This window comes from Marinibaculum pumilum (assembly GCF_042646425.1).
Classification (GTDB): Bacteria; Pseudomonadota; Alphaproteobacteria; order Ferrovibrionales; family Ferrovibrionaceae; genus Marinibaculum; species Marinibaculum pumilum.
In genome coordinates this window covers 1-12,342 of the sequence record NZ_JBHRTR010000028.1, presented here as the reverse complement: position 1 = coordinate 12,342, position 12,342 = coordinate 1, and the positions used below count along the sequence as shown (strand labels likewise).

Genomic DNA, 12,342 nt, shown 5'->3' with positions numbered 1-12,342 from the left:
TATGCGGAAAAATCAAATATTGTATGCAACACCAAATTTGTTAACAGACAGTTAAGGATGCGACGCGGAAATTCCCGACTCTCATAGTAGGGAAGTTTCAATTAACCTATGCGACGAGACACTTTCTGGAAATCATCCATCCTGAGTGTATAGAATGTCCGTGCAATGATCGCAGTGGTTGGGGATCATATGTAGTGCATGGCTCATTCTATATTCGCGGCCGGTGCTCACCCGGCCGGTGCGGCACCTGCCAGGCGCGCCCGGCGGCACGGCCGACACAGCGGCAACCTTCGCGATCATGAGCTTGGCTAAGACTTCCACCCCGGCGCGGATCCGGGGCGCCACCGGTCTTCGTCGACGGCTGCTGCTGCTCGTCGCGGTGACGATCCTCGCCATGATGGCGTTGATCGGCGGCAGCTTCGCCGTGATTTACGAGACCATGAAACAGGGCCTGGCGAGCGAAACACGCTCGCTCGTTGCCGTGGTACAGACGGAAGTCCGTGAAATGGTGACCGAGAGCGAGACCCTGCTGCAGGTCCTCGTCGCCGCGCCGGAGATACGCGAGGGCCGAGAGCCGGAATGCAGTCGCATTCTCGACGGCTTGATGACCCAGCGACTGTTCCAGGCCTCGCTCACCGGCATCGTGGTCACCGACGGGTTGCTGCGACCGATCTGTTCGAGTTTCGGCCAGATCAGTTTCGACGATCTCCAAACGATGACCCTGTTCCAGCAGGCCAGGCGAGAGAAGCGCTTAGTCCTGGGCGAGCTTCGGGTCGGCAGGCTCAGCGGTGAGCCCATCCTGCCGGCCGTCCTGCCCATACCGATCTCCCAGGCCGGTCCGACCGGCATCCTGGCGATTGGCAAGCGGGTTTCGGTCCTTCAAGACAAGCTCGACCGCCTGCCTCTGCCGCCCGGGACCGGTCTGTTCGCGGTCGATGGCAGTGGAAAGATATTCGCCGCCCGGCATCCGCAGGGGACATCGGCATGGATCGGCAAGGACATCTCCGACAGCGAACTCTGGGCATCGGCCTCGGGTGCGGAGGCGGGCAATTTCGTTGTCACAGGGCTGGACGGCAATACCCGGATCGGTGCCTTCGCGGCAGTCGACAACGAGATTCCCGACCTGCGCATCATCGTCAGTTATCCGGAACATGAAGTGCTGCGGCGCATTTTCGGCGACATCTGGACGGCGCTGTCATGGACCTTCGCCATCGTCGCCGCGGCCGCCGTGATTCTCCTGGCCGGCCAGTATCTGCTGTTCGTGCGCCAGCTCACGGCAATCTCCCGCGCGACCGAGCGACTGCTCGACGCGTTGCCGGCCGGATCCGGACCGGTGCAGGCCGCCATCGCCACGGGCCGACACCGCACCCTCGATCTGCCGCAGATTGCTGAAACGGTGGCGCGCGCGCTGGACATCCTGCACAGGCAGCAGGCGAACCTCGGGCTGGCGCAGCAACTTGCCGGCGTGGCGGACTGGCAATGGACCGAAGGCCGGAGCGAGCTGAGGGTCGGGCCGGATTTCCGGGAGGCCCTTGGCCTGCCACCCGACCTGCCGCGACCGCGGACCATGTCGGACTACTTGGCGATGGTCGCACCGGAGCATCGCGCCCACACTGCGGACGAGCTGCGTCAGTTCTTCCGCGGCCGGGGCGACGAACTGCTGATCGAACATCAACTGGAGCCGTATCCCGGCGCCACGCGGCGCGACGTAATCCTGCGCGCCCGCGCCATGGCCCCAAGAAATGGGCCGCGCCAGTTCATCGGTGCCGTGCAGGACGTCACCAGGCAGCGCGACCTGCAGCGCGCCTACGATCGCGAGCGCCTGTTCCTGCGCACCTTGCTCGACACCCTGGATGTCGGCGTGGTGGCCTGCGACGCGGACGGCATGCTGACCTTCGGCAACAAGATGAACATGGAGATACTGGGGCCGCTGGAGCACATCCCGATCGCCCGCATGCCGGAAATCTATCACATCTACCAGGCGGATGGCGTGACCCCGCTGCCGGCGGAGCGGACGGCGATCGCCCGGGCACTGCAAGGGCAGACCGTCGAGAATGAAACGGCCGTCATCGCACAGCCCGGCCGAACGACGCGCACTCTCAGGGTCGTCGGTCGGCCGATCCATATGGAAGGCAGCGGTGTCGTCGGTGCGATGGCGATCCAGCGCGACATCACCGAGTATGTCGCGCTGCAGGATGAGGCAGCCCGCCGCGGCGAGCAGTTCGGCGGTCTGTTCCAGGCTGTGCGGGATGCGCTTCTGGTGGTTCGGCCGTGCGGCACGGTTGAGATGGCGAACGGCGCGGCAGAAACCATGTTCCACTGCGGCCCCGACCGGATCGCTGGGCAGGCGCTCGGCGACCTCCTCGGCCGCGGCGAAACGGAGCGCCTGCTGGCCGAAGTCGCGGCACTGCCCGATCGCGGCGTCTACAGGACAGAGATCGAGGCCAGGACGGTCTCGGGCGAACCGCTGTCCGTCGAGGCCATCGCCTCGCAGATGCCCTTCGGACAGCAGCGTGCCGTCCTGGTCTCTCTCCGGGATATCGGCCCCAGCCGCAAGCTGCAGCAGCGCCTGCAGGCCATCCAACGGGTCGAAGCCATCGGAAAACTCACCGGGGGCATGGCTCACGAGTTCAACAACCTGCTGCAGATCGTGATCATGAACCTGGACCTGCTGGCGATGGACCAGAGCCATGAGGGTGATTCCGGGCGACTCTTCGACGCGGCGCTGCAGGCCGCCCTGCGCGGCGCCGAACTGACGCAGCACCTGCTGACCTTTGCCCGCCACCAGACCCAGGAGGCGGAAGTGGTCGATCTGAACGGCGCCGTGCGCTCGGCGAGAGACATGCTTGAAAAGGTCCTGAAAGCCGATCGCAGACTGGAGGCAAGGCTGGCCGATACGCCCATTCCCGTGCTTGTCGACGTGGCACAACTTGACCTTGCGCTGACCAACCTGGTCCTGAACGCCGGAGATGCGATGCCGGATGGCGGCACTGCCACCATCACGGTCGGAACCCGGTCCTGCACAACCGATCAGGTGGCCGACCTGGCCCCGGGCGAATACGCGACGATCGCGGTCGCCGACGATGGCAAGGGCATGCCGGCGGAGGTGGCTGCCCGTGCCTTCGAGCCCTTCTTCACGACAAAGGATGTCGGCGAAGGCTCGGGACTGGGCCTGTCCATGGTCATCGGCTTCATGAACCAGTGCGGAGGGACGGCTGAGATCGAAAGTCGCCCAGGGATGGGCACCACCGTCACATTGTGGTTTCCGCTTGCCGACAATGCACCTGCGGGCAGTGCATAGCGGCGGCGCGCCGTGGCCGATTTGAGGCGGCCACGCGAGTCAAGGCAGACGACCACAGGGTATCGAGTCTAGAATACCGCAGGCTGGCGAGCGGGAGGGACTGTGGCGAAGATCCTGGTCATAGACGACGACAAACTCGTCCTTCAATCCATCACCGCTGCCCTGCAGAAATCGGGGCACGAGGTGGAAACCGCACTCGATGGCGATCTGGGCATGCGGCAGTATCAGGCTGTCCGGCCAGATCTGATCGTCACCGACATCATCATGCCGCACAAGGAAGGCATCGGCTTCATCGTCGAGCTGCGTCGCGGAGACAAGGAAACACCGATCGTGGCGCTGTCGGGGGGCGGTCGATCCCGCAATCTCGAGTTCCTCGACATGGCCTTGAAGCTGGGGGCGGATGCGATCCTGCGCAAACCGGTGCGGTTCGGCGAACTGATCGCGACCGTCGAGCGCTGCCTGCGGGATGGCCGGCGTCCCGCCGCGGCGGACGGCTAGCACAGGCCTGGGACCTGCGCGCTGGGCCGCCCTATGAACGAGCTTCACGAAACACTGAAGTCGTTGCTGGAAACCCGGGACCTGGTAAGGCTCGGACGGCTCCAGATCCTGAGTGTCGAGAAGATCAAGGATCGGCTGGGCGACGACTGGCCGCGGTTTTCCGCGACTGTCCACCGGGTGGCCGAGGCAGCCATCAAGCGGGCTCTCGGGCCGAAGGACGTGCATCTCGAGGTCGGCGGATGCGGCTATATCCTGGTCTTCGCGGAGCTCGACGGCGAGCGCGCGCAGCTGCGCATGATGTCGTTGATGCGTCAGATCCTGACGCAGTTGTTCGGTGAGGCAGCGGACGATCCAGACTTCGCCGACCTGGTGGGCGCGCATGCCAGTGCCATCGAGGTTTCGAAGGATGTCCTCGATCGCGATCCCGAACTGCTCGACTTCGGCCAAGCGCATGGCGGGAACGCTCTCCCCCCCATACCGCCCGGGGCAGTCGCCGAGCCCGGGGCAGATGAGAACTACGACCGCCATTTCAGTTGGGCCGGCAGCGGAACGCAACAACTTCAACCAGAGCGGCTGGAATGGCAGTTCGCCCCGCTGTGGGACGTGCCACACCGCGCGCTAACAACCTATCTGTGCGACATCGTCAGCATCGCAGACCGGGAAAACCAACCGATTGACGTCGACTGGCTGCTGTCGCAGAGAGACGATCCCCGAATCGGCCACCTCGATGCGCAGATGCTATCGCGAACAGCGCAAGAATTAAAAGAGATTGCAATTGCGAAACACAAGGTCCTGATTGCCTGTCGCGTTCATTACTATACCCTGGACTCAAAGACTCGCCGACAGGCCTACCTTCGACAGTTCCGACATCTGCCCGAAAACCACCAGCGGTTCCTGATCCTGGAATTGTGCGGGCTGCCACCAGGGACACCGCCCAGCAGAGCCCATCAGCTCGTTTCTGAACTGCGACCTCATGCACGCATGGTGGTGTTGCGCCTGAACATGGCCGAGGCATCGCTTGCCAGACTAAGGCCGCACAGCCTGAACCAGTACAAAGAGGCCGGTTTCGATGCCGTGGCGCTCGACGCCGCGCCGCTCCGACGCGACGAGCGCCAGCTTGTCAAACTGCTCGATGCCTTTGCCGCGGCTGCCGCGACCGCCAGCCTGCGTGCCTGTGTCCTGGGCCTAACCGCTCGCAGTGCGACCATGGCCGCGATTGTTGCCGGTTGCGACTATATTCAGAGCGATGCGATTATGTCGCCTGTTGCCAAGCCGAGCTACATGCTGCGGTACGATTTGCCAGATCTCTTCGCCTAGGTGTTCGGTCCCGTCCGGGGAAGCTGAGGGTGCTGAAATCCTTTGCTATCCGGAAAGCGACCGAATGAACGTCCACAAGAATGTGCCCCTGATGGCGCACAGTCGAGCGAAGTTCGTCCGTCGGGTCCTTCAGGAGGGCCAGCATGCGGCCGATCACAGCGGGGTTGGACGCGCCGATGCGGTCCAGCACGGCGCCGATGACGAGGGCGAGGATGATCTCCATGGCTCAGGCCTCCCTGCGGTAGAGCAGCATTGCGGTGGGAATGCCGGCGGCGAAGGCGCCGACGGCGAAGATGAAGCCGGACAGGGCAGTCTGCATCATGCCGGACATCATGCGCCGGGAGGTGCAGCCGCCGGCGAGGCGTGCGCCGTACAGCACGATGAAGCCGCCGGCGAAGGCGGCGAGGTAGCGCAAGCCCCGGCTGTCGCCCAAATTCGCCTGCCAGAGCGGATGCACCCGCTTCTCCGCGGACCCGATGCCGCCGCGCAGCCAGGCCGGGAGGGCGCCGCCGTTCACCATCGCGACGACGAAGACGAAGCTGTTGTTGAGTAAGCGTCCGGTGACGACCGCCTTGCTCGGAGCAGCGTGACCGGCTGTCCTGTCGCGGTGGTGTAAGCCACGTTGTTAGCGACGGGGATAGCCACGTGACTGTCGAGCGTCTGGAGATCCTGAGCGGTGTTGTTCGCCGGCGGCGCTGGTCTCGTGCGGACAAGGAGCGGCTTGTCGTCGAGACGCTGGAGCCCGGCGTGACGGTGACCGAGGTTGCCCGCCGGCACGATCTGGATCGCGGACTGCTGTATCGCTGGCGGCAGGAACTGGGCGTGGTCCGGAACACGGAGCCGGTTGGCTTCCTGCCTGTGGAAGTGGCGCGCGGCACCGACACCGCCCGGCCGGCAGCCTGCACCAGCCCGAGCGGGATGGAGATTGCGCTGCCCGACGGCGTCCGGATCCGGGTCGACCGGACCGTCGATGCGGATGCCCTGTCACGGGTGCTCTGGGCCCTGGGGCGGCGGTGATTACGCCACCTCCGGGAACCCGGGACTGGCTCTGTGCCGGCCGCACCGACATGCGCCGGGGCTTCGACGGCCTTGCCTGGCAGGTGCAGGAGGTGCTGCATCGCGATCCATTCAGCGGCCATGTCTTCGTCTTCCGCGGTCGGCGTGGGGATCTGATCAAGCTGCTGTGGTGGGACGGCCAGGGCCTCTGCCTGTTCGCCAAGCGGCTGGAGCGCGGCCGCTTCGTCTGGCCCTCGCCGGCGGACGGCAGGGTGGCGGTGACGCCGGCGCAGCTGGCGATGCTGCTGGAAGGGATCGACTGGCGGATGCCCCGGCGCACCTGGCGGCCGGAACTGGCCGGCTGAGCGCGACCGATTGACTCACCTGCCGCTACTGCCCCTGTGACAGCGGCATCGCGCGGGTGCGGATGGTAGAATCCGGCATGTCGCCGGACACCGCCCTTCCCGATGAAGTCGAGAGCCCTGCGCCGACTTCTGCTGGCGGAGCGTGAGGCTGCCGCGAGCGCCGTCGCCGAGCTGACGGGGCAACTGCAGCAGGCCCGCACCGGCCTGGTGGCCAAGACCCTGGAACTGGAGAAGCTGAAGGTGCAGCTGGCAAAGCTGCGCCGGATGGCGTTCGGCCGCTCTTCGGAGAAGCTGGAGCCCTGGGCCGGAAGAACTACCTGTTCGCCGGCTCCGACACCGGCGAGGAGCGCGCCGCGGCCATCTACTCGCTGATCGGCACCGCCCGGCTCAACGACATCGAGCCGCAGGCCTGCCTCGCCGACGTGATCGGCCGCATCAACACCCACCCGGCAAAGCGCCTCGCCGAACTGCTGCCCCGGAACTGGGCGCAAGGTCGATAAACGCGGCCATCACCGGACGCTTACGAATGATGGCCCGCCCGAACCCGGCCAAGGCCGCAAAGATGTGGAAGACCAGGCGGCCGCCGGAGGTGGTGGTGTCGATCGCTTCGGTGAACGACCGGAATCCGATCTCCCACCCCCAGCTCCTCCACTGTCTTGAGCAGTGGCTTGATGGAGCGGGCGAGACGATCAAGGTGCCAGACAACGAAGGTGTCGCCGCCGCGCATATAGCCCAGAGCCCGACCAGCAGCAGTCAGACCACCCTACGGTCGCGGCACTCAAGCGAAGACCCTCTGCTATACACCCCGATGAAAGTGGTGTTGCCAAGAAAACACCACCTCATCACACTTAGGAGCCGACCCTTCAACTATCCAACACTAGACGCAGCTTGGCCGCAAGTTCCAAACGTGTATAGGGTTTGCTCAGCAATACAACGCCATGGTCTAGCCGCCCGTGATGAACGATGGCGTTTTCGGTGTAGCCGGAGGTAAATATGACCTTCAGCGAGGGGCGGAGTGATCGTGCCCGGTCGGCGAGTTGGCGCCCGTTCATACCGCCGGGCATGACAATGTCGCTCAGCAACAGGTCGATATCATCGCGAACTTGCAGCGCTTTCAACGCCTCGGGGCCGGACATGACCGCGGTAACCCGATAGCCCAGCGACAGCAACTGATCCTTGAGAGATTCAAGCACCAGATCGTCGTCCTCGGCGATCAGAATATGCTCTGTTCCGCCTTGCAAAATGGACCCGGCCACCGGTTGGAAACTCGCCACGTGCCCAGATTGTATCCGCGGAAAATACAGTTTGATCGACGTACCATTACCGGGCTCGGAATATATCTTGATATGTCCGCGCGATTGCTTGGTGAATCCAAACACCATGCTCAACCCGAGGCCGCTCCCCTTACCGACGCCCTTGGTGGTAAAGAACGGCTCGAAGGCACGCCTGACCGTTTCAGGGTCCATGCCCGTGCCTGTGTCGGAAACACTGACCATCACATACTCACCGGCCAAGACGTCCAAGTGTCGGTCGGCATAGTGCTGGTCCAGCACGACATTGGCGGTTTCAATCGTCAATCTACCACCGTCTTGCATCTTACCACCGTCTTGCATCGCGTCCCGCGCGTTGACCACCAGGTTCAGCAAGGCGGCGTCGAGTTCGCCGGCATCGACTTCGGCAATGCCGAGATCATGGGCAGGCACAATTTCAAGATCGATATTCTCCGGCAAGGTACGCCGGATGAGTCCCTGCATCTCTTCGATCAATAGGTTTATGTTCGTTGGTTTCGGGTCGAGAGGTCGACGACGGGCAAATGCCAGCAGCCGATCGGTCAACTGCGCGCCGCGCTCCGCAGCGGACACTGTCAGTTCCGCCATTCGCTGCTGCTTCGGGTCGGTCGTCAAACTTGCCAGCATTTGCGCGTTGCCCATTATGACGGTCAACAAGTTGTTGAAATCGTGAGCGATCCCGCCTGTCAGATGACCGACGGCCTCCATCTTCTGGGCTTCCCGAAGCTGCCGTTCCATATCGTAGCGCTCGGTAATATCAAGCATGCTTCCCACCATCCGAACTGCTTTACCGCTTGCGTCACGGATAATGAAGCCACGATCTATTACAGTGGCTGCCTGCCCATCGCTCTTGATAAACCGGTACTCGCTGCTCCAATTGTCCTCGTCAGCATCAATGGCATCGTAAATAGACTGGGTAACGCGCTCAAAATCGTCTTGGTGAATGCGACGGGTCCATGAATCGGACCCCGGCTCCAATACAGAGGCCGGATAACCAAAGCCGTCGGCTATCGCCTCACTCCACCAGACTTCGTCCGTGGTCAAGTTCCAATCCCAGATGACGTCATTGGCTGCCCTTGAAATTAACTCAATACGTTCCCGGAACAGCCGCAGCTCATCCTCTTGTTGCTTGCGCTCGGTGACATCCCGCTCGACTGCCACAAAATGCGTACAGCGCCCCCCATCGCTAAATAGCGGCGTGATGTCGAGTTCCAGCCAGTAGGTTTTTCCCGATTTATCGTAGTTGAGCACTTCGCAACGAATGGGTTTCCTGTTTTGCAGGGCTTCCCGGATCTCATGCAGAGTCAGCCGATTGGTTCCGGGACCTTGCAGCAAGCGAGGCGTCTGGCCGATCACGTCCTTTCTGGCATAGCCCGTCAGGCGCTCGAATGCATCGTTCACGTAGACGATTCGCGGACCGTCGGGTGCATCCAGCGCATCGGCATCTGTAATCATCACGATGTCGTTTTGCCGCGCCAGGGCGGCTTCGACGAGGCGCAGTTGTTCTTGTCGCGCCTGGTCACCGGTAACGTCGCGAAAATAGACCGCCAGGCCACCTGGGATCGGATAGGCGCTGACATCGAACCATTTTTGAAGCGGAGGATAAAATTCCACAAACTTGACGGTTTTATTGCTCTCAACTGCCAGCCGATACTGGCGCTCGAATTCACTGCCAATCGCCTCCGGAAATTCCAGCCAGACACTTTTCCCCAGAAGTTCCTCCGAGGATCGTTCCAGTAAAATGCGCGCCTGATCGTTCAAGTAAGTAAAATGCCATGCTCCGTCCAACGCGAAGAATGCATCGCTGATGCTCTCCAGAACATTAAGGCGTTGTCGCTCCGCTCGATCGGCACGCATCTGCGCTTCCTGCAGGATTGTTATGTCCTGGAATGCGCCCTGAACGGCCGTGATTTTGCCGTCTCGGTCGAGCACCGGAACGCCGATTGAGCGGACCCATGGCTGCCGGCCGTCCGCCGCCATGAGTCGACAGACGACATCGAACTCTTCACCATCTCTGGCACATCGCTCGAAAGCACTTCTGATGACTTCCCGGTACTCAGGAGAGTAGAACCCGATCGCCTCGGAAACATCAGGTGGAGAATAATCGCCGGGAAGGCCGTGAATGTTGGCTGTCTCCGGGGTCCAGGTGATGGTTTCAGTATCGAGGTCGACATGCCAGCCGCCCAGCCGGACTTTCTCCCCGGCCAGACGCAAGAGTTTCTCTGCCTGGCTGAGTCTTTCCCGCGTTCCGACGAGCGGTGTAATGTCCTGAACGTAGCCGACGACGATTTCGCCGTCGGACGACAGGTGGCGCTCGCCCACCCCCCTGACATGGTTCACCCTTCCGTCGTAACCGATCACCCGATGCTCGAACTCGATTTGTGTCGCCCCTTGCTCAATGAAAGCCTGGTAGACGGCGAGTGAGTCCTTACGATCATCTGGGTGGACCAGCGCGAAATATTCCTTGAAGTCTGGCGCCGGGCGATCGGCCGGCACACCGTAAATATCGAACACTTGCCTCGACCAGTTCAGTTTCTCCGTCTTCAGGTCGTATTCCCAAGCCCCCAGCTTTAACAGACGCTCCGCAGTCCGCATCCGGGACTCGTGCTCTTGCAGTTTCACTAAAGCTTGCCGGAGCTCCTGGGATTGGAGAATGATGTCCGAAAGAGCGATCGGGTCGAGGCGGGACTCCGACCCACCATGGATTGTCGATGCATGCCCTTCGCGGACGATGGATGTGACGTCTTCCACCCGATGTGCGATGAGTTCGATATTTCCGTCATCGTCCAGGATCGGACTGTTCACCGGACTCCAGAAACGCTCTTCGAATTCACCGTTGGGCCGGCGTATCGGATGTCGTTGCACGCCCATACTGTCCGGCATTTTGGTCAGTTCGACCCGTCGAAGGGATCGGGTCAAATTTTCGACCCCGTCGGCACCGGTATCGGCAGAGACATCGGGGAAAACCTCGAACAGTCTCTTTCCGACGAGGTCGCTCTCACTTCTCATCGTGGATTGTAAATAGGCGGCTGTGACAGCGACAATTTCGTAGCTGCCCGGCTTCAAAAGCATTAATTTGGTGGGTGCTGCCTTAAACAGCCTTTTGTACTCCAGATTTTCTATTTTCCTCACGTCGTGTTCAACCATGGACAGCTCTCAGAAAATGATGGCAAACTTGTCCATTGGTGTTGCAATAAAAGCCTTGCGCTTCGTCGCACCGGAGGGTGCGCCGGAAATCCAGAGACCATGCGTCTTCCACGCCTTCAACTCCCGCACTAAGGTCTATAGCACCACCAAGCCACACAATGGCCGTGCCGATCTTTCGACATCTGCTCACTTGCCAGAATTTGGCAAACAGACTGTCGGCCTTAACCCCAAACAATACCCTGCCTCGCTAAAATTGGGAAATGACGGAGTGGTCAATGCTTAAGATAAGGTCGGCTGCATATCCAAAAAAGAATAATAGCATGCACCACAAAGAGGCGCATTTATCATATATTTTCTTCTTTATTCATTTGTTCATTCAGGCAGGCCTCCACCTCATCCAGGAGCTGACGCTGCGTGAACGGCTTCTTGATACTGCGCGTCGCTCCCAGCTGACGTGCCATTTTGAGATAGTCGTATTCGCCCCCAGCCGATGCATGTCGTTTGCTCCCGCCCGTCATGGCGATGATCGGGACTTCGTGTCCCTGACGGCGGGCAGATAACAGGAATTCAAACCCCTCGACTTCGGGCATCAGGATGTCCGTCAAGGCGACGTCAATCGGATACTTCTTCAATCTCTCCAACGCCTCCCCGCCATGGCGGGCGAGCACGGCTTCATGGCCAGCGCTTTCCAAATACATGCCGATTGTCTCGGCGACCAGCGCATCGTCGTCCACGATCAGGACCACAGCCATCGTAGGACTTTCCTTTACAAGTGTTTGAGGGCCAACCCGTCCCGTCGACTTTGTGTTAGGCTATGCTGAAGCCTTAGCATATTCCAATATGTGAGCTTTCAACTGGTTGTCCATCCTGCCCCGCCGCGGATCAGCTGGCCCCGGCCAGGACCGGGCTCTGAAGTTAGTCAGAGCGGTCAGGCCATTGCACCATTGTCGCGGCGTTTCAGCGTTCGCCAGGCAAAGGCCCCAGAGGCTGAACACCACCTGATCTGAGGCACCTTCCAGCTTCTTGCAGTCTATCTAGGGGGTGTCCTTCTCTTGGCGGCCGACGGCCGATCCGTATATTATCCTTCACGGCACCGCGGCCATCTTCTTGATGGCGGTAGAGCGTAGAGGGGGCCAAGCCGAAGGGCTCCGCCACCTGCTCCACGGTGATGCGCTCTTCGCGCAGCAGAGCTTTGGCTTGGACCAGGTCCTCTGTGGACAAGGCAAGACAGGACGCCGGCCGCCGAGCCTGCTGCGGACCCAGGCCGAGGCCGAGCTCGCACTTGTCCGTTCGCGGATGATGGCCCGCTCGAGCTCGGCCAAGGCCGCAAAGATGTGGAAGACTAGAGCGTTCCCATTGAAGGCAGAATCGATAGGGGATTCCCCTGAGGGGCGAACTGTGATTCACCCTATCTGCTGGATGAGGAGGC

Annotated in this window: 10 protein-coding genes and 2 pseudogenes; 7 read left to right on the top strand and 5 right to left on the bottom strand. The window is 61.5% G+C overall.

Translation table 11 applies throughout. The features are described 5' to 3' along the window. Positions 1 to 178: 178 nt before the first annotated feature. The 3 genes from ACFOGJ_RS12795 to ACFOGJ_RS12785 all read left to right on the top strand — a co-directional run bounded on the left by ACFOGJ_RS12795 (position 179) and on the right by ACFOGJ_RS12785 (position 5,116). Positions 179 to 3,301, top strand: coding sequence for an ATP-binding protein (locus ACFOGJ_RS12795; RefSeq protein ID WP_379900926.1), 3,123 nt, complete (start codon positions 179 to 181; stop codon positions 3,299 to 3,301). A 102-nt stretch (positions 3,302 to 3,403) separates the two neighbouring features. Further along, positions 3,404 to 3,799, top strand: coding sequence for a response regulator transcription factor (locus ACFOGJ_RS12790; RefSeq protein ID WP_379900924.1), 396 nt, complete (start codon positions 3,404 to 3,406; stop codon positions 3,797 to 3,799). 33 nt (positions 3,800 to 3,832) lie between these two features. Next, a complete protein-coding gene (locus ACFOGJ_RS12785) occupies positions 3,833 to 5,116 on the top strand; it encodes a hypothetical protein (RefSeq protein WP_379900922.1) in 1,284 nt (427 codons plus the stop codon). Positions 5,117 to 5,342: 226 nt separating this feature from the next. On the opposite strand, the gene ACFOGJ_RS12780 is transcribed toward ACFOGJ_RS12785, so the two are convergent. Continuing rightward, complete coding sequence (locus ACFOGJ_RS12780; RefSeq protein ID WP_379900920.1) at positions 5,343 to 5,573, bottom strand: YeeE/YedE thiosulfate transporter family protein; 231 nt, start codon at positions 5,571 to 5,573, stop codon at positions 5,343 to 5,345. A 188-nt stretch (positions 5,574 to 5,761) separates the two neighbouring features. Here ACFOGJ_RS12780 and tnpA point away from each other — a divergent pair, with 188 nt between their 5' ends. The 4 genes and pseudogenes from tnpA to ACFOGJ_RS12760 all read left to right on the top strand — a co-directional run. Beyond that, the gene (gene tnpA / locus ACFOGJ_RS12775; RefSeq protein WP_379900918.1) at positions 5,762 to 6,133 is read left to right on the top strand and encodes an IS66-like element accessory protein TnpA; all 372 of its coding nucleotides are present in this window, start codon (positions 5,762 to 5,764) and stop codon (positions 6,131 to 6,133) included. Further along, a complete protein-coding gene (gene tnpB, locus ACFOGJ_RS12770) occupies positions 6,130 to 6,477 on the top strand; it encodes an IS66 family insertion sequence element accessory protein TnpB (protein ID WP_379900916.1) in 348 nt (115 codons plus the stop codon). Before tnpA ends, tnpB begins: the two co-directional genes overlap by 4 nt. Before the next feature lie 129 nt (positions 6,478 to 6,606). Then, positions 6,607 to 6,774, top strand: a pseudogene (locus ACFOGJ_RS30330) (IS66 family transposase); the annotation flags it as partial. After that, positions 6,774 to 6,977: pseudogene (locus tag ACFOGJ_RS12760) on the top strand (transposase domain-containing protein); the annotation flags it as partial. The pseudogenes ACFOGJ_RS30330 and ACFOGJ_RS12760, both read left to right, overlap by 1 nt. 20 nt (positions 6,978 to 6,997) lie before the next feature. Here ACFOGJ_RS12760 and ACFOGJ_RS12755 read toward each other — a convergent pair. The 4 genes from ACFOGJ_RS12755 to ACFOGJ_RS12740 all read right to left on the bottom strand — a co-directional run bounded on the left by ACFOGJ_RS12755 (position 6,998) and on the right by ACFOGJ_RS12740 (position 12,320). Further along, the gene (locus ACFOGJ_RS12755; protein ID WP_379900914.1) at positions 6,998 to 7,204 is read right to left on the bottom strand and encodes a recombinase family protein; all 207 of its coding nucleotides are present in this window, start codon (positions 7,202 to 7,204) and stop codon (positions 6,998 to 7,000) included. Positions 7,205 to 7,340: 136 nt separating this feature from the next. Beyond that, positions 7,341 to 10,913: a PAS domain-containing protein gene (locus ACFOGJ_RS12750; protein ID WP_379900912.1), complete on the bottom strand. Its 3,573-nt coding sequence runs from the start codon at positions 10,911 to 10,913 to the stop codon at positions 7,341 to 7,343. A gap of 344 nt (positions 10,914 to 11,257) precedes the next feature. After that, a complete protein-coding gene (locus ACFOGJ_RS12745; protein WP_379900910.1) occupies positions 11,258 to 11,665 on the bottom strand; it encodes a response regulator in 408 nt (135 codons plus the stop codon). Between the two features lie 205 nt (positions 11,666 to 11,870). After that, a complete protein-coding gene (locus ACFOGJ_RS12740; protein WP_379902529.1) occupies positions 11,871 to 12,320 on the bottom strand; it encodes a helix-turn-helix domain-containing protein in 450 nt (149 codons plus the stop codon). Positions 12,321 to 12,342 lie beyond the last annotated feature (22 nt).

Excerpts from the sequence above, each read along its gene's own strand:
- ACFOGJ_RS12785 (WP_379900922.1), top strand. The coding sequence starts at position 3,833 with ATGAACGAGCTTCACGAAACACTGAAGTCGTTGCTGGAAACCCGGGAC.
- ACFOGJ_RS12755 (WP_379900914.1), bottom strand. The coding sequence starts at position 7,204 with ATGCGCGGCGGCGACACCTTCGTTGTCTGGCACCTTGATCGTCTCGCC.
- ACFOGJ_RS12750 (WP_379900912.1), bottom strand. The coding sequence starts at position 10,913 with ATGGTTGAACACGACGTGAGGAAAATAGAAAATCTGGAGTACAAAAGG.
- ACFOGJ_RS12745 (WP_379900910.1), bottom strand. The coding sequence starts at position 11,665 with ATGGCTGTGGTCCTGATCGTGGACGACGATGCGCTGGTCGCCGAGACA.